At 34.2% G+C, this 20,441-nt stretch carries 20 protein-coding genes and 2 pseudogenes; 20 read left to right on the forward strand and 2 right to left on the reverse strand.

Annotation, left to right across the window (positions count from 1 at the left end):
* Positions 1-614: 614 nt before the first annotated feature.
* Positions 615-1,127: pseudogene (locus CPJCM30710_RS04850) on the reverse strand (transposase); the annotation flags it as partial.
* A gap of 349 nt (positions 1,128-1,476) precedes the next feature.
* Between CPJCM30710_RS04850 and CPJCM30710_RS04855 the strand changes: the two are divergent.
* The 5 genes from CPJCM30710_RS04855 to CPJCM30710_RS04875 all read left to right on the forward strand — a co-directional run bounded on the left by CPJCM30710_RS04855 (position 1,477) and on the right by CPJCM30710_RS04875 (position 5,090).
* Positions 1,477-2,886 carry a radical SAM protein gene (locus CPJCM30710_RS04855; protein WP_212903058.1) on the forward strand — a complete coding sequence of 470 codons (1,410 nt, stop codon included), beginning with the start codon at positions 1,477-1,479 and terminating at the stop codon, positions 2,884-2,886.
* 63 nt (positions 2,887-2,949) lie between these two features.
* Positions 2,950-3,129 (forward strand): hypothetical protein, encoded by a 180-nt coding sequence (locus CPJCM30710_RS04860; RefSeq protein ID WP_212903059.1) that lies wholly within the window; start codon positions 2,950-2,952, stop codon positions 3,127-3,129.
* Between the two features lie 13 nt (positions 3,130-3,142).
* Positions 3,143-3,334 carry a hypothetical protein gene (locus CPJCM30710_RS04865; protein WP_212903060.1) on the forward strand — a complete coding sequence of 64 codons (192 nt, stop codon included), beginning with the start codon at positions 3,143-3,145 and terminating at the stop codon, positions 3,332-3,334.
* A 28-nt stretch (positions 3,335-3,362) separates the two neighbouring features.
* Positions 3,363-3,560 carry a hypothetical protein gene (locus tag CPJCM30710_RS04870; protein WP_212903061.1) on the forward strand — a complete coding sequence of 66 codons (198 nt, stop codon included), beginning with the start codon at positions 3,363-3,365 and terminating at the stop codon, positions 3,558-3,560.
* 144 nt (positions 3,561-3,704) lie between these two features.
* Positions 3,705-5,090 carry a radical SAM protein gene (locus CPJCM30710_RS04875; RefSeq protein WP_212903062.1) on the forward strand — a complete coding sequence of 462 codons (1,386 nt, stop codon included), beginning with the start codon at positions 3,705-3,707 and terminating at the stop codon, positions 5,088-5,090.
* A gap of 159 nt (positions 5,091-5,249) precedes the next feature.
* Here the strand turns inward: CPJCM30710_RS04875 and CPJCM30710_RS04880 are convergent.
* Positions 5,250-5,522: pseudogene (locus CPJCM30710_RS04880) on the reverse strand (transposase); the annotation flags it as partial.
* Positions 5,523-6,109: 587 nt separating this feature from the next.
* Here CPJCM30710_RS04880 and CPJCM30710_RS04885 point away from each other — a divergent pair.
* From CPJCM30710_RS04885 to CPJCM30710_RS04960, 15 genes are all read left to right on the forward strand, one after another.
* Entirely contained in the window at positions 6,110-6,649 is a 540-nt protein-coding gene (locus CPJCM30710_RS04885) for a flavodoxin family protein (protein ID WP_212903063.1), read from the forward strand.
* Between the two features lie 15 nt (positions 6,650-6,664).
* The gene (locus tag CPJCM30710_RS04890) at positions 6,665-8,035 is read left to right on the forward strand and encodes an MATE family efflux transporter (RefSeq protein WP_212903064.1); all 1,371 of its coding nucleotides are present in this window, start codon (positions 6,665-6,667) and stop codon (positions 8,033-8,035) included.
* 238 nt (positions 8,036-8,273) lie between these two features.
* Positions 8,274-9,395 (forward strand): aldo/keto reductase, encoded by a 1,122-nt coding sequence (locus CPJCM30710_RS04895; RefSeq protein WP_212903065.1) that lies wholly within the window; start codon positions 8,274-8,276, stop codon positions 9,393-9,395.
* Positions 9,396-9,639: 244 nt separating this feature from the next.
* Positions 9,640-10,056, forward strand: coding sequence for a (R)-mandelonitrile lyase (locus tag CPJCM30710_RS04905; RefSeq protein WP_212903066.1), 417 nt, complete (start codon positions 9,640-9,642; stop codon positions 10,054-10,056).
* A gap of 243 nt (positions 10,057-10,299) precedes the next feature.
* Positions 10,300-11,157 (forward strand): Cof-type HAD-IIB family hydrolase, encoded by an 858-nt coding sequence (locus CPJCM30710_RS04910; protein WP_212903067.1) that lies wholly within the window; start codon positions 10,300-10,302, stop codon positions 11,155-11,157.
* A gap of 661 nt (positions 11,158-11,818) precedes the next feature.
* Positions 11,819-12,205 carry a MerR family transcriptional regulator gene (locus CPJCM30710_RS04915; RefSeq protein WP_212903068.1) on the forward strand — a complete coding sequence of 129 codons (387 nt, stop codon included), beginning with the start codon at positions 11,819-11,821 and terminating at the stop codon, positions 12,203-12,205.
* Between the two features lie 271 nt (positions 12,206-12,476).
* Positions 12,477-13,427, forward strand: coding sequence for a metallophosphoesterase family protein (locus CPJCM30710_RS04920; RefSeq protein WP_212903069.1), 951 nt, complete (start codon positions 12,477-12,479; stop codon positions 13,425-13,427).
* A gap of 60 nt (positions 13,428-13,487) precedes the next feature.
* Positions 13,488-14,147, forward strand: coding sequence for a flavodoxin (locus CPJCM30710_RS04925; RefSeq protein WP_212903070.1), 660 nt, complete (start codon positions 13,488-13,490; stop codon positions 14,145-14,147).
* Positions 14,148-14,243: 96 nt separating this feature from the next.
* Positions 14,244-14,933 (forward strand): DUF4405 domain-containing protein, encoded by a 690-nt coding sequence (locus CPJCM30710_RS04930; protein ID WP_212903071.1) that lies wholly within the window; start codon positions 14,244-14,246, stop codon positions 14,931-14,933.
* Between the two features lie 173 nt (positions 14,934-15,106).
* Positions 15,107-15,640 (forward strand): flavodoxin, encoded by a 534-nt coding sequence (locus tag CPJCM30710_RS04935; RefSeq protein ID WP_212903072.1) that lies wholly within the window; start codon positions 15,107-15,109, stop codon positions 15,638-15,640.
* A gap of 32 nt (positions 15,641-15,672) precedes the next feature.
* Positions 15,673-16,839, forward strand: coding sequence for an iron-containing alcohol dehydrogenase (locus tag CPJCM30710_RS04940; RefSeq protein WP_212903073.1), 1,167 nt, complete (start codon positions 15,673-15,675; stop codon positions 16,837-16,839).
* A 342-nt stretch (positions 16,840-17,181) separates the two neighbouring features.
* A complete protein-coding gene (locus CPJCM30710_RS04945) occupies positions 17,182-17,568 on the forward strand; it encodes a MerR family transcriptional regulator (protein ID WP_212903074.1) in 387 nt (128 codons plus the stop codon).
* Positions 17,569-18,078: 510 nt separating this feature from the next.
* Positions 18,079-18,639 carry a class I SAM-dependent methyltransferase gene (locus tag CPJCM30710_RS04950; RefSeq protein WP_212903075.1) on the forward strand — a complete coding sequence of 187 codons (561 nt, stop codon included), beginning with the start codon at positions 18,079-18,081 and terminating at the stop codon, positions 18,637-18,639.
* Positions 18,640-18,655: 16 nt separating this feature from the next.
* The gene (locus tag CPJCM30710_RS04955; RefSeq protein WP_212903076.1) at positions 18,656-19,342 is read left to right on the forward strand and encodes a response regulator transcription factor; all 687 of its coding nucleotides are present in this window, start codon (positions 18,656-18,658) and stop codon (positions 19,340-19,342) included.
* Positions 19,339-20,430 (forward strand): sensor histidine kinase, encoded by a 1,092-nt coding sequence (locus tag CPJCM30710_RS04960; protein ID WP_212903077.1) that lies wholly within the window; start codon positions 19,339-19,341, stop codon positions 20,428-20,430. Before CPJCM30710_RS04955 ends, CPJCM30710_RS04960 begins: the two co-directional genes overlap by 4 nt.
* Positions 20,431-20,441 lie beyond the last annotated feature (11 nt).

A 20,441-nucleotide genomic window follows, 5' to 3' on the forward strand; every position in this document is an offset into this window, starting at 1 on the left:
AAGGCGCAATATTCTAAAGTACATAATTCCTAAGGAACCGCCGTATACCGAACGGTACGTACGGTGGTGTGAGAGGTCGGAGAAATTATTTTATTTCTCCTCCTACTCGATTTTCCGTAATTTGCGAAGTGAAATTTAGGCGAAAGTAATTAGGTTTGATGTCTATTTTATCTTTAGTACTATGATTTATGATTAAAGTTGAATTTTTTTAGGGATTGCAGGAATTTTATATTTGATTTATTACTTATTATATTATTTACCAGGCTACTCAAAATGGTGAATAATTTTAAAACCAATAGCTATAAAATGTAGAAGGTGTGAAGAAGGTGAGGGAGCAAAATAGGCTAAGAAAACAAAGGGAGAAAGAAAATTCGATATTAAGCGAATATGAGTTAAAATTTATTTGTTTTTTAGAAGAGCCCGTCAGCAGTTCTGCTGTTGCATTAATACAATAACAGCCTATTGACTCTTATAAAAAGGCAGTCATATGAATTGAAAATATAATTCACTAACTGCCTTTTTCTTATACATTACTTATTATGAATATTATTCCATTAAATTTATATAGACTAATTCTACATTAAACGAAAGCAAAATTTTCAATTTTGCGAGTACTAGCCTGTTTTAAAATATTCGATAAAATACTCATCATAAGCTTCAAGTAAATTAGAACGGATTATTCGAGTTAGCATAAGCATTGAGTACTTTACTTCAGTATTTCTAGCTTTACAGCTTAGATAAATTAACATATAAGTTATTAATGCTGAGAATATTTGAATCTTTATCGCATTTTCGTTGTATCCTATAAATTTCTTTATTCTAAGATTTTGTTTTATCCATTTAAAAAAAACTTCTATTTCCCAACGGTTCTTGTAGATTGCAATTATATCTTCTTTCGATAAATTGAAAATATTAGTTATAAATGTTACTGGCTCATCATTTTCATCAAATGTCATTATCTCCCTATAGCTATTAAACGTTAAATTTCCGCTAGATGTAGAACCCATGATAACTTCTGTATCATATACATTATTAGTGGGCTCCGCGTCGATAATCCTTTCTTCCATTACCGCTGCATTTTTTAATCCTCGAGTAACAAACTTTATACCTGCTTCATTTAGTTTATCGTACCATCTATATTTTTATGTGTCTAACAAATCTAGTATAGTCTAAAGTAAGTACTCAATTAATTTTACGAAAATTGGTTCTTATGATGAATTTATAAAGGAGAATTCATAAGTGTTAAAAATAAACCTTTAAGGTCTGTTTTTTTATAAAGTTTCCGTAGTGCGCGCAAAAACATTATCAAGCTCAATCGTAGACTCTCTCGCAAGGGTGTCAGGCAGTGCACCAAGATAGGTAGGAATAAGTTTTATTTGCAATATAGTATATTTTAAAATTAATTGACTATACTATATAACATGTAAAAAATTACAAAAAGTTCAAGTGAGTAATAATGATCAAGGAGGCAGGCAATTGGTAGAAAAACAAACAGTATGGGTACGAAATCCTGAATATACTTTGCATTATTGGGATAAGGAAACCTATTTAGGTCTTATTAGAAACAAAAATAGCGGTGAAACGATGATTTTATCACCACTGTCATTGATTATATATACATTCAGTGATGGCAAGTTTACCATCGATGATGCCTATGCACTGATTGAGTCTTATAAATCCTCGAATCCCATAATCAATAGTATGGATACAGATATCAAATGGTCTTTCAAAAACCTTATTGAGAAAGGGGCTATTTTGCCGTCAGACGAAGAGGGGAATCGGGTATCTGATAGAGTGGTCGGATCCAGGAAGAAAGTTCCTGAATTGAGCAGCATTTACCTCTATGTTACTCAGGCATGCAATCTAAGATGTGCCCACTGCTATCAAAGAACAGACTTTACCAATAAGGGTAGAAGTCATGATTTCAATCAGGATGTTTCAATGGATGACATATTTAGTGTTATTGATGAAGCTATCCCTTTGGGGCTCAGCATAGTAAAAATAACAGGTGGAGAGCCTCTTCTCCGTCCAAACATAAAGGAACTGATTACAGGTCTGGTGGCACGGAACGTGGAGGTTGCTATTGAGACGAACGGAACAATGATTGACAGCAAGATGGCAGCTTTTCTTGCAAAAAACATGGTTAATATATCTATAAGCCTTGACGGTTCGACGGCGGAGAGGCATGACAAGATAAGGAGGGTTAAAGGCGCATACGACCTAGCTATACAGGCGATAAAACACCTTGCTCCTATTACATCCACCCTAAAAGTCATTACCGCAGTATCAAAAGACAATATAGATGATATTGAGAATATAAGTCGCCTTATTGCAGGCATGGGAGTAAAAGAGCATAAGATAAACCCTGTCAATGAGCTTGGAATTACCGGAGAGCGTGAAATAAGAAAGATAATGCTCAATCCTATCGAAGTGCACGAATTGTTTAAAAACTTACAGAAAAAAGACTTTGAAAAGAAATATGGGCTTCATCTTTTCATGGAAGGACCTCCATCATTCTTTAAATTAAAGGAAATAGCACTTGGACAGTGTGGGAGCTGCCCATTCCTCAATATTCTCGGTGTGCTCAGCAATGGGGAACTGTCATTCTGTGGCATAGGCTATACGGAAGGCGAACTGAAGTTTGGCAGTGCGGGTATGTCGTCTGTAAAGAATATCTGGGAGAACAATGAAATTCTAAAAGAGGCAAGAGAATGCATGCCGAACGGTATAACGGGCGTTTGCAACAAATGTGTTTTATTGGATAGATGCCATGGGAGTTGCAGAGCGTTAGCGTATCAAGGTAAGAGGGTTTTCTCAGAGCCTCATCCGTGGTGCCAGTATTTGTATGAAAGGGGCGTATTCCCAGCGGAATACCTTGTCCAATAATAATTTTTTGTAGGTTGCAGCCTGACATAAAATACTAAATAAAAAGATTTCGGAGGTAGGAAAATGAGTGAAAACTATAAAGCTGTTGTTGAACTGAGGTCTAAGTATGAAGCTTTGTTGAAGAAGGCTGCAAAACTCGGAGCATGTAATCTGCGTATTGACAAGGATAGCAATATTATGGGCTGTGGTAGTGGCATGAAGTGCTCTACAGGCGATGAGTTTTCTGATGAAAGAAGAAAGTAAAGGAGGGTTAGAAATGGCAACAAGTAATGAAGCAAATTTAAATGAAAACTTTCTGGAGATAAGGAAGAAATATACTGTCATTCTAAAAGAAATATTGGATAAATATGATACACTTCCAGACTGGGTTTTTAGTAGCGAAGCTAGAGGAGAAGCTGGAGGATGCTCTGTTGGCGAAAAATGCTCGGTGGGAGATGTAAAGAAGTAATTTATAATCAAAAAAGGAGGAATAGTGCATGAGTACCATAAATTCTGATAAACTGATTGAAATTAGGTCGCAGTACAACAATATGGTGGAAAGGTTTGCTGAGATGGAACCGTTGATAAGGAAAAGATTGGACCTTGTTGCTACAACTTGCCATGGCGGGCAGTACTGCCACGGTGGCACAGCCAAAACACCTGATTTTGATAATCCTATTAACAAAGCTCTATGATTAAATAATTTGGTTAGAGTCAAACTGTTAAATTATGTATTCTCTATTCATATAGAAAATGATATCACTCGAGAGAGACTTTAGGATCATTTAACTGTCTATGCCAATATAATTATAATTACTATTAAGAAAATGGTGCTTTATATGATTAATAATTCTTACATAAATATATTTCATATATCCGGTGACACTATACCTTATGAGCTGCTGTTTCTAACAGGACATCTTGATTATCACGAAATCCAATATAAAATATATGAAATCAATTGGAAAGACCCCGTTTTGCCGGAGGTTCAGGGCGAAAATTTCATATCAATCATATTTGCAAGCAAGTATGATGAGAAATTTATAATATTAAATAGATTGAGGGCCTTTCTAGAAGATTTTGGAAAAGTTATAATAATAGGGTGGTTAGCTTCATACAAAAGGGATGAATTGGTTGACGGTCTTTCAGAGAACGAGATACTTATATACGGTGATTACCAAAAAACCCTTTCAGAGCTGCTGAAAACTCTAATTGCTGCTAATGGTGCAGATGGCTGGCTTGTTTTTGGTGGTAGCCCTATTCGTGGTGAATTGTGGAACCCGGATGAATATCTTATGACTGAATGTGATAGCTACATAAAGGGAAAAACCGGGTATGTCCTTTACAGCACAGGTTGCAACAGGATCTGCGCTTACTGTTCTTGCGGGGCGAATTATAAAAGCGTTTATAACGAGGCAGACCTAATAAGGAAAAGAAAAACGGTTGATGTTTTTAATGACATTGAAAGGCTTTATAAAAAGGATATAAAAAGGATCAGGCTTGTAGCCGAACAGGTGCTTCATGAGGATTTTGAAAAAAATCATGATTTTTTTCAGTTGTGCGAAATGCTGAACAGTTCAGGGCTTAGCGACATCAGGCTTGAATTCACCACATCAACGTTTGATGTGGTTCAAAACATTGGTATATTGGAGCGGGCCGCAAAAAAAGTTAACCTGGCGCTATACCTGAATATTGACTTTGTGTCGCAGGATGTACTGGACAAATTCAAGCTACCTTCAAGTCTTTCCAGCCATAGGGAGGCCCTCAAATTTTGCAGTAAGGAAAAAATACCCTTTAATATTAATTACATATTTTATCACCCATGGCTGAATGAAAAAGGGATAAATGATTTGATAGGATTCCTTAAGGAGACATCGGGTTATTTTTCACATAATCCCACGCCTTTTGGCTACTTGGTCATAACTCAGATGCTTCTTACCTCTTTCAGGCCATCTTCTTATGAACCGTCCGACCCGGTGTTGAAGGCCGAGGAACTGACTGTTACTCCTACGCCTAAGGTGTCAAATTTTTCCAATATACTGTTCAAAGTGTTGAGTGAGCATAAGGAATGGTTTGCACCGATAGTAATATCATACGAAAAAGAGGAGGTTAGCAGGTTTATAGATATACTGGAGCGACTTTTCCAAATCATTCCCTCACATCAGATGGATGAGTATGAAGAGAATGACGCTGTAAGCAGCATTTTGGGGGAGTTTGATGTATAAAAAAAGAAATCCTGGTTAGTAATCTATACTGAATTAATCCAAAATAAGCGGAAAACAGATGGCCTTCACTTCCTATTTATTTAAAAGGCTCTGTTAAAAGAAAATGTTGATATTGGTATAGTAATTATGAACTGACCCCATTTTGTTAGACATATTTATTTAAGCAACTGATAGGGATTGAATCCTGTATTCTACAGGACTCAGTCCTTTTAGTTTGCATTTAATTCTCTTATTATTATAATAATTTATATAATCTTCCAATTCCTTAACGAAATGTTCCATACTTTCAAACTTCTGTAGGTATAATAACTCTGATTTTAGATGTCCAAAGAAGTTTTCCATTACAGAATTATCTAGACAGTTTCCTTTTCTAGACATACTTTGAGTTATATTATTTTCTTTTAATAGCTGCTGATATTTCTGCATTTGATAATCGACTAAAGAAAAGGGAGTACTCCCTTTTCTTTAGTCGATTATACTAGCGAAGCATTTATAGCACAACTACTGGAGTTATTCAGGTACATCGAAGGATGGTACAACAGAGAACGAATACACAGCTCTATTGGATACCTTACACCACAAGCAAAAGAAGATTTAGCAAGAGCAGCTGATTTTTAAAAAAATAATTGTGTCCAAAATATTGACCTAGGTCCACTTCTTTTGTTTTTAACAACATAAAAATATTACAATATTTGTTTTTATCTTAAAAAAACATGAGATATGCATATATCATTAAAGCTTTATCAATATGCACGATAACTTTGCGATGGTTATCGTGCATATTTTTTATAAAATCTCTTGACTTGGAGTCCACTCCAGATGATAGCCTATTATTAGGCAGTGAATCTGTTAAGTGAAAGAGAAGTGTGTTGCAAACGAAAGAATATATCGTCAGAAATTTTTTTCAAAAAGAAACTTCTTGACTTGGAGTTAACTCTAACTGATAGGGTATTAGTATAGAAAGGTTATTAATAGTTTAAAAAGATAAAACATAATTAAGAAGATGGAGGATGATAGAGATGAATAAAAAAGTATTAGTGCTGTCCGCAAGCCCAAGAAAAGGTGGAAATTCAGAAATGTTATGTGACCAGTTCATGCTAGGAGCAAAAGAGTCAGGAAATCAGGTAGAGAAAATTTTTGTAGGAGATAAAAAGATCAACTATTGTGTGGCTTGCGATGGCTGTAAAAGAAATAACGGCAATTGTGTTTATAAAGATGACATGGCTGAAGTTTTGGAAAAAATGATTGCAGCTGACGTAATTGTTATGGCAACCCCTGTTTATTTTTATACAATGGATGGACAGATGAAAACATTAATTGACAGAACGGTTGCAAGGTATACCGAGATTAGAAATAAAGAATTTTATTTTATTGCGACTGCAGCGGATGACAGAAAGCAGGCAATGGAAAGAACGTTGGAAGGCTTCCGTGGATTTACCTGCTGCCTGAGTGGAGCAAAAGAAAAAGGTATTATTTATGGAACAGGAGCCTGGAATAAGGGAGACATTAAAGGAAGCCAGGCTATAAAACAGGCTTATGAAATGGGCAAAAATGTATAAATAGGAGGACTAAGATTGGAGCAGACATCTTTAGCAACAAAAAAGTTATTTACGAAAGAGTTATTTACTAATGGGGATTTATTTAAATTATTTCTACCAATTATCATAGAGCAGTTTTTAGAATATCTGGTGGGATTGGCAGATTCAATTATGGTAGCATACGTGGGGGAATCTGCGGTGTCTGGTGTATCTTTGGTAGATTTCGTCATGGCATTGATTATTAGTTTGTTCGCAGCACTATCTACTGGAGGTGCGGTCATTGCAGGACAGTATATGGGTAAGAAGCAGATAAAAGAAGCAAGAGAAGCAGCGAATCAACTAGTATGGTTTGCCGGTGTTAGTTCCGTGATAATCATGGTTATAATCTATCTAGTGAAACCACTTATTTTAAATGGTTTGTTCGGACAGATTACTGATGAAGTGCGTAGGCATGCGAATATCTACCTGATGATTACAGCAGTATCTATTCCGTTCCTTGCGCTATATAATGCAGGAGCTGCAATTTTCCGTACTATGGGAAATTCAAAATTGCCAATGAAAATAATGCTGGCTATGAATATAGCCCACGCAATAGGAAATGCAATACTTATTTACGGCTTCAACTTTGGAACTGCAGGTGTTGCTATACCTACATTGATATCACGTATTGCTGCTGCAGTTATTATTATCACATTAGCTTTAAACAAAAATCAAACAATATATATAAAGAGAAGTTTAAAACACAAATTTAACTGGCCAATGATTAAAAGAATCTTAAGTATTGGTGTTCCGTATGGATTAGAAAATGGCTTATTCTTTTTTGGAAGAATTATTGTATTAAGCCTAGTTGCTACCTTTGGTACTGCAGCAATTGCAGCAAATGCGGTGTCAGGCACCATTGTAATGTTTCAAGTGCTGCCAGGTATGGCAATTGGTCTTGGATTAACTGTGGTTATATCAAGATGTGTCGGTGCCGGGGATTATGAACAGGCTAAATATTATACTAAAAAGATTATGGGGATTGTGTATGCGGCTCAGGTGGTGAGCTGTATATTGGTACTTGCTTTACTGCCTTTCATAATGGATGTTTATGGATTATCTGAGATTGCAACGACCTTGACTATGCAGAATGTTTGGTGGCATGCAGGATTTATGGTTGTAATTTGGCCACTTGCTTACACCTTACCAGTAACCTTCCGTGCATCTGGAGATGCCAAATTCCCGATGATGGTTGGAATTTTGTCCATGTTTTTCTGCCGTATTGCCTTAGCCTATCTACTAAGCATTTATTTCAACATGGGAATGTTCGGCACATGGGTGGCTATGTTTATTGACTGGATTGTGAAGGCAATCATTTCTGTATACCGATATATCAGTGGAAAATGGACGAATTTCTACGCAATTTAATTGATATACTTCGTTATCAATTATTATTAGAATTATCTACTCATCAGTTGTATTGATGGTGTTTGTAAAATCAACAATGGAATTGATGTGAATATATGCGCTGATAAAAGTTAGAATAAATGGAAAAAACTATTGAGTTTGAGTTCACTCCAAGTGGTAGAGTTTAGATAGCAGGAGGAAATAATTTAAAATCAAACAAAAATAATAAATAAGTAAAAATCAAGGAGGAAATACAGAGATGGAAAAGAAAAAATTAGGTTTTGGATTCATGCGTTTACCAGTAAAGAGCCAGAATGATCTAGGAAGTATTGATATGGATACATTAAATCAAATGGTGGATACTTTTTTGGAAAGAGGCTTTACCTATTTTGATACAGCTTATATGTATCATATGGGTAAGAGTGAGATAGCTGTGAGAGAAGCTTTAGTAAAGCGTCATAAAAGAGACAGCTTCACTTTAGCAACAAAATTACCAACGATGTTTTTGAAAACAAGGGAAGATCAAGAAAGAATTTTTAACGAACAGTTAGAAAAATGTGGTGTAGATTATTTTGACTACTATCTTCTTCATAACCTGGGTGTAGCAAATTATGAGATAGCCAAAAAATTAGATAGTTTTGCATTTATTCAAGAAAAGAAAAAGGAAGGAAAAATAAGATATATTGGGTTTTCTTTCCATGATACTGCTGATTTATTGGACGAAATTCTGACAGCACATCCTGAAGTGGATTTTGTCCAATTACAAATTAATTATATGGATTGGGAAAATGAGAGCATTCAGTCAAGGAAATGCTACGAAGTAGCAAGAAAACATAATAAACCGGTTATTGTTATGGAACCTGTCAAAGGTGGTACGCTTGCGAAAGTACCTGAAAAAGTAGAAAAGTTATTTAAAAAATATCATCCTGACATGTCCATTCCGTCATGGGCTATCCGCTTCGTGGCAAGTCATGAGGGAATTATGATGGTATTAAGTGGAATGTCTGATATGGAGCAGTTACTGGATAATACAGGTTATATGCAGGAGTTTAAGCAATTTGTGCAGGAAGAATATGATATTGTTAAAAAGGCGGTGGGGATTATTAACGAATCTATTGCGATTCCGTGTACAGCCTGCCAGTACTGTGTAGAGGATTGTCCAAAAAACATAGCTATTCCAAAGTATTTTGCATTATACAATGCGGAAAAGCAATTCCTGAATTCCGGTTTTTCCTTACAAAGAGTATATTATGGTAATTATACAAAAACACATGGAAAAGCATCAGACTGTATTGGATGCAAACAGTGTGAAAGACATTGTCCACAGCATATTGAGATTACAAAATGTTTAAAAGATGTAGCTGATACCTTTGAAGTATAACTTCCTTTAGCTGAGGGTATTTTACAAACATTGATTGAAATAGGTGAAACTACAGTTGCTGAACCGGAAAGTTATGATGCACGTGCGAATCATGTTTGGTGTGCTACTCTTGCATTGAATGGGGTAGTCGGTGGGGGTGTTCCACAGGATTGGGCGACTCATATGATCGGACATGAAATTACCGCATTATTTCGTATTGATTACAAGAAAGTAGTATCATGAAAAATTTTAAAGGAGAATAAAAATGGATAAATCAAATAATTTAAGTGGAAGTGTAATCTTCCCTAAAGGTAAAAAAATTACAAATGACTATTTTATAGGGGCAACATGGCTTGAAATGCTGGTTTTTAATGACAGCACTTTTAATTGCCCGATAGGTAATGTGACTTTTGAACCAGGAGCAAGAAATAACTGGCACAAGCATCCAGGTGGCCAGATTCTGCTTGTTACCGGCGGAAAAGGATATTATCAGGAAGAAGGCAAGCCGGTACAGGTGCTTCAGGAAGGGGACGTAGTAAAAATCCATCCAGATGTGAAACATTGGCATGGTGCTACACCGGATAGCTGGTTTGCACATATCGCGATAAGTACTAATGCCCAAAAGGGAGATGCAGAATGGCTGGAACCTGTAACGGATGAAGAATATAACAATTTAAAATAACATAATTTTATCTTGGGGTGTGGCTGAAAGTTCTTGTTTTTTTAACAGGCAAGATTCAAAGCGATTTTATCGATAATACCCGTCGCAAGTTAAGGATATCTGTTTCAAAGAAAAAGCTGGATGACTCGCAGGGTGACTTGTCATTCAGCTTTTCTTTCATATAATTGTAGGAATAAATATGATTCTGATCACTTTATGTAAATATATCTATAATTATTAACTATTAAAAGGAGAGAGATTCACATGAAACTAATTGCACTTGATTTAGACGGTACTACACTAAATTCCAATAATGAAATTAGTGAAGAAAATATCCGAATGATTAAAAAAGCTCAACAACTAGGTCATATCATCATGGTATTATCTGGACGAGCTCCCGAATCCATTAATGCACAATTGGCTAAATACGGTTTAGATTGCCCTCTTGGTGCCAATAATGGAACAGCAGTGTTCGACGATGGAAATTTGTTAGAGTTAACCTCTTTGACTCTATTTCAAAATCAAAAAATTGCCTTAGAACTTGATAAGGAATTTATGCCCTATAAAATCTCTACCAACAAAGGCGTTTTTGCTCCTAGAAATTGGAGTGAACGATTAGAAAGAGTTCTATCATCAGGACGTGTACCAGACGAATACTACGAAAATGAAAACTACCCAAAGTACACTAAATCTCCTAGCGAATTGGGACAAGCGGTTTTTGATGAAATTGAGGAAGTAATCAATAATAAAGAATTAACAGTACAAAAATTTCTAATTTTGGGGTTTGATCCAGAGCAGAAAAGACGTTTGCAGCTGTATTTGGAATCTATTGAAGAAATCTATGTTACCGCTTCTACTCCTTTTAATCTTGAAGTAACGAATATTAATGGGAATAAAGGGAATGGTTTAAAAGTAATGGCTCGCCATTTTCATATTCCATTAGAAGATACGGTTGCTATTGGAGATGAACACAATGATATTTCGATGTTTAAAGTAGCTGGATTGCCCATTGCAATGGGAAATGCAAAAGAAGAAGCGAAAAAACATAGTGATATTGTTACTTTAACCAATGATGAAAATGGAGTTGCTTACGCTATTGAAAAATACATTTTAAAAGTTTAATTGGTGTGGCAGCTTAATTTTACCAAAAGAAAGGGTGTTGTTCAGCAACAATATTTGTGAGATTTAAGGAGGACTAAAAGTTGTATACACGGTTAATAAAGTAGAAAGAAGAGAAATTTTTGAATGGAAATATGTTAATCAAGCTGGTCATTGACGTTGTCATGACAGTTCTTATGCTAGTGAAAATGTCTTACGGTTTTACGGGAATATGTTACATGAACTAGTTGGACTTTCCTTATTTGTATTGTTTACTGTCCACAATATTTTAAATAGACGATGGGATCAGACAAGTTTTAGAGGAAAGATGAATGTACGTCATATTCTGAACATAACAGTCAATCTGCTTCTCCTTGTAACGATGGTAGTAGTGATGATAAGTGCTATACTCACATTGATATATGGATTAATGAAAAAGAGAGTATAGAGTAAGTTAAAAGAAAATATTAAAAAGCAGAGCCTTTGTAGAAATGGTAATTCATCTTTGCAAAGTCGTTTTTATTTGCTGCAATTTCACAAAGTGAAATTTGCTCAAATTTAGTAGGCTCGATGCCTACTAAATTTTATTTTTCCGAGGTGAGTAACTTGAAAATCCTATAAACTTACTCTTGACTTGAAATTAGCTTTCAGTGTTATAATATCGGATATTAGGAGGTGAAATTCCATGAACATTGCAGAAGTAAGTAAAAAATATGAAATTTCAGCGGATACACTTCGTTATTATGAACGTATTGGACTGATACCTGAAGTAAACCGTAATAAAAGTGGAATCAGGGACTATACGGAAGAAGACTGTAGGTGGGTTGAATTTATCAAATGTATGAGAAGTGCAGGGCTTCCCATTGAAATATTAATTGAGTATGTTACTCTATTTCAACAAGGTAATGAAACTATTGAGGCAAGAAAAGATCTATTAATTGAACAACGTAAACAGTTAATAGAAAAAATGGAAAATGTGAAAAAAACAATAGAACGCCTGGATTATAAAATAGAAAGATATGAACAATCAGTAGTTACGAAAGAAAATGAACTGAAAAGAACGGATGATTAATATTTCTGCATCCAAAATAGGAATTTATAAATTAAGTCCTCTTTACACTTGGTTTGGAATTAAAAAAGTGTAAAGAGGTTTTTTTATTTGCTGACATTTCACAAAGTGAAATTGTCTCAAATTAAATAGGCTCGATGCCTATTTAATTTTATTTATACAGAGAAAAACATCTTGACTTGGAGTTAACTCTAAGTGTTAGACTTAATTTTGAGGAGGCAGGCTTACGCTTAAGAGATTTCGCGAATAGATTAAATATTAGAGGTGATTAAAAATGAAGAAGATTAAAATAGTGATTTTTACAATTATAATAATTTTTGTAAGTGTAATGTCATCTATATATATTAGCAAACCTAGACCTATTGCTAAAACTACAGCAACAGTAAAATCAAATGCAGATCTTGCTTTTGCTGTAATAGGTGATGTTCATGAAAATATCGATAACTTTCAGGAGACTATCAATGATTTATATACAATAAACCCTAGTATGGATGCATTAGTATTAAATGGAGACACAATGGATCAAGGTTTAGATAAGCAATACGATTCAGTAAAAAATACTTTAAGCAAAAATAAGGATTTGTTACCTAAAACAACTATCAAGAATATAGGTAATCATGAATTTTTTGACTATGATATAGAGGTGAATTCTTCTGAGCAAGTTCAAGCCTTTATAAATAGATATCTTGAGTTTTCTGGAGAAGAAAAAGTGTATCATGATACATGGGTGAATAATTATCATTTTATATCATTGGGGTCTGAAGATGGTAATTCTGAGACATTAGATTCAATAACAGCTTTTATATCTGATGAACAATTAAATTGGTTTAAGGAAAAATTAGCTGAAAATTACCAAAAGGGAAAACCAATATTTGTTTTTCTTCATCAACCTTTAGATTATGGGAATAGAAATATGCCTGCTGTTAAACAAAGTAAACAAATTAGAGAAATATTATCTAAGTATCCAGAAGCAGTATTATTTTCATCTCATACTCATAGAGATTTAGCTGAAAGTAGTGTAGTGGTAGATCAACCATTCACAATGATTCATACTGGAACTATTCATTATACTCTTATACCTGATGCAAATAGCAAAGGTGGCAGAAGAAGAGAATCTTATATTAAAGGACTGTATATTGAAATAAATGGTAATAATGTTGTTGTTAAGGGTAGGAATATTAAAGAAAAACAATGGATATTTACAAAAGAAATTTCTAAAGAATGATGTGATTATATCTAATATTAAAGGATTTAGAAATATTTATATTATATTGAAGGGAAAATTATGAAGAAATTATTAGCATTAACTCTTACAATGATAATGGCTTTTACGCTAACTGCATGCGGTAATAATAACAGAAGCACCACAAACAGCGGTGAAAGCACTCAGATAGAAAAAAAAGAAACTGGTTCATCTGATATAGAAAACAAAAGCGATAATCAAACACAGTCTAATACTGCAACAAGAAAAATTTTGGTAGCATATTTTTCACATTCTGGCAATACTCAGGTAATTGCCAATCAAATTCACGAAAGGGTGGGTGGTGATATTTTCGAAATTAAGACGGTAGATCCATATCCTACCGATTATAATACATTGGTGGATCAAGCAAAGCAGGAACAGCAAGATAACTACAGACCGAAACTTACAACAAAGGTTGAGAACATGGACTCCTACGATGTGATTTTCGTTGGTTATCCCAACTGGTGGGGAACAATGCCAATGGCAGTATTTACTTTCTTGGAGCAGTATAACTTTTCAGGAAAAACAATTATTCCCTTTTGCACACACGAGGGTAGTGGTTTAGGTCGAAGCGTTACGGATATCAAAAAACTTTGCCCGCAATCAACCATTCTGGATGGTCTTGCAATCCGAGGCAGAAACGTAAAAAGTGCGAAGGAAGATGTGTCAGCGTGGCTACGTAAACTTGGAATGATAAAGTAAAAGCTGTAATAAAGCAGATATAATCGAGATAGGTGATGCAACATAGTGCACTAAAAAATTAGAGGCAAGTAATTAAAGCAGAAAGAGGAGAAACTTTTGAATCGAAATATGTTAATCAAGCTGGTCATTGACTTTGTCATGACTGTTCTTATGCTAGTGGAAATGGCTTACCGTTTTACTGGGAACATGCTACATGAACTGGTTGGAGTTTCCTTATTTGTATTGTTTATTGTCCACAATATTTTAAATAGACGATGGTATCAGACAATTTTTAGAGGAAAGATGAATGTACGTCGTATTTTGAACATAACAGTCAATCTGCTTCTCCTTGTAATGATGGTAGTACTGATGATAAGTGCTATACCGATATCTCGTACCATATTTGTATTTATACCTATACACAATGGGTTAATTGCACGGCAGATACATACGCTGGTCGCGCACTGGGGACTGATTCTTATGGCTGTACATCTGGGAATGCACTGGGGAATGATTATAGGTGGAGTAGGAAAGATGACAGGAATAACTGGTATGAACCATATCCACACAATTGTTTTGCGTGTTTTTGTGGTGCTGATTGTTGTCCATGGAGTGCAGGCTTCCTTCGACAGAAATGTGGGTTCCAAGTTAATCTTATATTATACATTTGACTATTGGAACCCTGATGAATCCGTTATAAAACTTTTTTTAGATTATCTGTCTATCATGGGAATCTATATCTGTGGAATGTACTATGTTCTGAAAATAGCCCCAAAAAAAGAAAAGACTAAGGCTGTTGAAGAGTAGAATTAAAGATCTGATACGGAAATCCTTTGCAGAAATTGCTTTATTTAACTATAAAATCTGGCGGTGCATAGGAAAAAATGCTTGACTTAGAGTTAACTCCAAGAATTATACTAACAATATAAAAAATAATGATTGACAATGAATAACAAAAAGAAAGTGAGGAACATGAAATTATGAATTTAAAAGATAAAAAATGTTTGATAGCCTATTTTTCACGTAAGGGAACTAATTATGTCAGTAGAAGGATTGTAGATTTACCAATTGGTAATACAGAAGTAGTAGCAAAAATGATTCAGGAAGTGACTGGAAGTGATATGCTTCATATAGAAGCAGTTAAATCTTATCCTAAGGATTATACAGAAACTACGGAGGTTGCACAAGATGAACTGCGTGCCAATGTCAGACCTGAACTTACGAATCATGTGGAAAACATGGATTCTTACGATGTGATATTTTTAGGATATCCAAATTGGTGGGGAACGATGCCGATGCCAGTGTTTACGTTCTTAGAAGAATATAATTTTTCTGGAAAAACAATTGTTCCGTTTTGTACTCATGAAGGAAGCGGGTTAGGTCACAGCGAAAAAGATATTGCAAAACTATGCCCGGAAGCTACCGTTTTGAAAGGGCTTGCTATCCATGGAACTAGTGCAGCCTCTGCGAAAACAAATGTATCTAATTGGTTAGATAAAATGGGTATTTCCTAATTTTGAAAAGGATTATTAAAGGAGGTTTTATTATGTTTAATTTTGATTTTTACAATCCAACACATATTATATTTGGTAAGGATAGGCTTGAGAGTATTGATAAGCATGTTCCAGCCAATGCAACAGTTCTAATAACCTATGGAGGCGGAAGTGCTAAAAGAAGTGGACTTATCGACAAAGTTAAAACTGTACTTGGAAACAGAAAAGTTTATGAATTCGGAGGTATAGAGCCAAACCCTCGTTACGAAACATTAGTAAAAGCCGTAGAAATTGTACGCAGTGAGAAAATAGATTTTTTACTTGCTGTTGGCGGTGGATCTGTTATCGACGGAACTAAATTCATAACACTTGCTTCTTCTTACAAAGGAGATTCCCGTGATCTTTTGAAGTACGGATTTACGCCTATTACTTCAGAGATAGTAGGTAACGTACTTCCAATTGGTACGGTGCTTACTTTGCCAGCAACTGGGTCTGAAATGAATAGTGGAGCGGTAATAAGTTATGAGCACGGGAAATTTGCGGTTATGAGTCCGTTAACTTTTCCTAAATTCTCAATATTAGATCCGACCATTACTTTTACACTTCCAAAGATTCAAGTTGCCAACGGAGTTATTGATGCATTTGTGCATACTACTGAGCAATATATCACATATCCTGTGGATGTAAGGGTACAAGATAGAATAGCTGAGGGTATTTTACAAACGTTGATTGAAATAGGTGAAACTACAGTTGCTGAACCTGAAAATTATGATGCACGTGCAAATCATGTTTGGAGTGCTACCCTTGCATTGAATGGAGTAGTTGGTGCGGGGGTTCCACAGGATTGGGCGGTTCATATGATTGGACATGAACTTACCGCATTATTTGGTATTGATCATGGACAGACTTTAGCCATTGTATTGCCAGCATTACTAGATGTAAGACGTGAACAAAAACGTGCTAAACTTCTGCAATACGCAGAGCGTGTATGGCATATAGAGAGCGACAGCGAAGAGGAAAAGATAGACTTGGCAATTCAGAAAACTAGAGAATTTTTTGAAAGCCTTGGTGTAAAAACTCGTCTGTCCCAATATGGCGTTGGAGCTGATAAAATACCAGTTGTTATTGAACAGTTAAAGGCTCATGGGATGACAGCGCTCTCAGAAACTCAGGATCTCACATTGGATATAAGCCAAAAGATTCTTGAAAGAGCATTATAATTTTCCACCATAACCTATGCACTGTCTGCCAGTAAGGCAATTTAAAGCTATAAGTTATGCGTTTATTGTGTGGACAATTCTAAACAGTATGTTTTCTCTTATGATTAGATCACGTATTTTAGAATTCCATAAAAAGATATAAAGCTTTACAAATATTTTATTGACTAATAAGACTATAATCAACTCTATCTCACTATGATAGTACAAATATGCACGATAACTTTGCGAATGATATCGTGCATATTTTTTATATAGTAGCATAGATTAGTGCTCCTATTTAAAAACTCTTGGCTTGGAGTTAACTCCAAATACTATAATACTAAATAAAGGAGGTGAAATCGTATGATGATTGCAGAAGTAAGTGAAAAACTTGGTATTTCACAGGATACACTTCGCTATTATGAACGTATTGGACTGATTCCTCCTGTGAATCGTAAAAAAAACGGAATTAGAGATTTTACGGAAGAAGACTGCAGGTGGGTGAACTTTATCAAATGTATGCGAAGTGCAGGTCTTCCAATTGAAGCATTGATTGAGTATGGTACACTGTTCCAACAGGGAGATGAAACTATTGAGGCAAGAAAAGAAATCTTAATCGAGCAGCGTAAGGAGCTCATAACAAAAATGGAAGATATGAAGAAAACACTAGAACGTCTGGATTATAAAATTCGGAGATATGAACAGTTAGTAGCTGAAAAAGAAAAAACACTAAGAAGACCTGAGGATTAGTAATGAAAAAATTAGGATTCTGTTTGATGCGTCTACTATTAGAGGTATCCAGGGTCTTTGATATGTAAAGACGTGGTAGATAGAATTAAACAATATAACTATTTAATGAGATTGTGAGCATTAGTTGGGCTCAGATCATCAAGTTTAGTGGTCTGGGCTATATTTATGTTTTTCTGAAGTTAATGAAAAATAAGACGATTTTAGTTGATCCAATGCTTGATGAAATAGCTTCTCTTTCATTATTGGGATTATTTGCTCATCAGTTGTATTTATACACCAATTATTTTTCTAATTATATAAATAACTAAAAAGATTAAAGAATCCTATTTGTTAAGGCTCTTTATTTTTTGACCAGGTGCTAGGTATATAGAGTTTGGAAAAACTTAAGAATTCTTAAGAAATTTCAAAAGAGAATTTTAATATTTGGTATTTATACTAGAGCCATAAGATAATTTTCAATGAGCGAACATTAGTAAATGTTCGCAATTAAGAATAAGAGGAGGTTTTAGTATGAAGCTTATGAAATTTTTAATAGAGTATTTTAAATCCCCAAGAACTGTAGGAGCTATAGCACCAAGTTCAGAAAGGCTTGCGGAGAAAATGGTTGATAATATAGATTTTAACAATGCAAAGTGCATAGTTGAATATGGGCCTGGTACAGGCGTTTTTACTGATAAACTTATTAAAAGAAAAAAACAAGATACGTTATTAATATTACTAGAATACAATAAAGAGTTTTGCAAGCAACTAGAAGATAGATATGATGGATACGACAATGTTGTAATAATAAACGATTCTGCTGAAAATGTAGATAAATATTTAGAACAGTATGATATTAAAAAGATAGACTATGTAGTTTCAGGATTACCTTTTGCAAGTTTGCCAAAGGGTATTTCCAACAAAATATTAAAGAAAACAAGAACCATATTAAAAAGGGATGGATTGTTTATAACGTTTCAGTACACTCTTATTAAAAAAGAATTTATATCCAGCTATTTTAATGAGATAAAACTAGAGAGAGTTGTACATAATATGCCACCTGCCTATGTTTTAAAATGTCAAAATTCTTAGTAGGGGGAGATTATTTATGGCAAATAGAATTTTAATAGTTGATGATGACGCTGAAATAAGAAAGGTTATGGGGATATATTTAGAGAACGAAGGGTATGAGATATTAAAAGCAGAAGATGGAAGAAACGCACTAAAACTTATATCTGAAAATGAGATCGACCTGATACTATTAGATATTATGATGCCTGGGATAAACGGTATAGAAACCTGTATGAAAATCAGGGAAACAAACATAATGCCTATAATTTTCCTATCAGCAAAATCGGAGGATCTAGATAAGATTCAAGGTCTAGCCTCTGGTGCTGATGACTATATTACAAAGCCATTTAATGCAATGGAGTTAATTGCGAGGGTTAAATCTCAGCTTAGAAGGTACACTAGATACTCCACTGTGCAAAATACACCTAAAAATATAATTGAAATTGGAAATTTAACTATAAACACTGATACAAGACAAGTGTTTATAGGAGAGAGAGAAACTAGGCTCACTCCAAAGGAATTTGATATACTAGAACTTCTTGCAAACAACAAGGGAATAGTCTTTAGTATAGAAAAGATTTATGAAAGAGTGTGGGGAGAAGACTTCTACAAATCAGATAATACAGTAATGGTTCATATAACTAAAATAAGAGAAAAAATAGAAGAAGATCCAAAGCAACCTGTTTATATCAAAACTATATGGGGAGTAGGTTATAAAATATGAAAAACCTAATTATAACAAAAAGTCTAGGTGTTAATTTATTAATTAAGATAACTCTTAGTTTTTTTATTTCAATAGGTATATATTTAACAACTAGTCATACTTTTTGTGTAATATTTATTAATAATTTAAAGAACATAAGTATTTGGGTTCTTAATTTAATATGTTTTGGGATATTTATTGCAGCTATTATAGTATTTATTATAACTTTCTTATTGTTAGTTAGGAGAGAAATAAAATATATAAATTACATAGAAAAGCAAGTGAAGTTTATTGCTAATAGAAATTTAGGAACAACTCTTGAAATAAGAGGTAGGGATGAATTGGCTGAGCTTTGCAAGAGTATAAATTATATGTCTTTAGAATTGAAAAGAAGCTTTGAAAAGGAAAGAGAGCTAGAAAATACTAAAAATGAACTAATAACTAATATATCACATGATTTAAGAACGCCTCTAACAGCTATTATTGGATATTTAGATATTTTAAAAAATGAAAAATTTAGTAACAAGGAATCGGAAAAAGAATATTTAAATTCTACATATAATCTTGCAATAAAATTAAAAAAACTTATAGATGAGTTATTTGAATATACAAGGTTATCAAATAGCGAGATAAAATTGAATCTTGAAAGTGTAGATATAAATGTTGTGTTAAACCAATTATTGGGGGAATACACTCCTGTTTTTGAGAGAAAGGGACTTAAAATTATCAAGGACTTTTCAGATAAAGAACTGATTGCAGAAGTAGATATTGAAAAAATCATTAGGGTTTTTGATAATATTTTAAGCAATGCAGAGAAGTATAGCTATAAATCATCAGATATATCAATAATAATAGAAAAGAATAATGAATATATTTTATTTTCTTTTTCTAATAAGTGTGATCCTATTTCACAGGAAAGTCTCGCTAAAATATTTGATAGATTTTATAGAGTAGATGTTTCAAGAGCAAGTAAAATACCAGGTTCAGGTCTTGGTTTGGCTATTTCAAAAAGAATAGTGGAACTACATCATGGGCAGATTTGGGTTGAATGCGATGGAGATACAATAAAAATAAATATTAGATTACCTATTAATGGGAATACGAAATGAACTAATGATTT

The sequence above is a fragment of the Clostridium polyendosporum genome (genome assembly GCF_018332455.1).
GTDB lineage: Bacteria > Bacillota > Clostridia > Clostridiales > Clostridiaceae > Clostridium_AY > Clostridium_AY polyendosporum.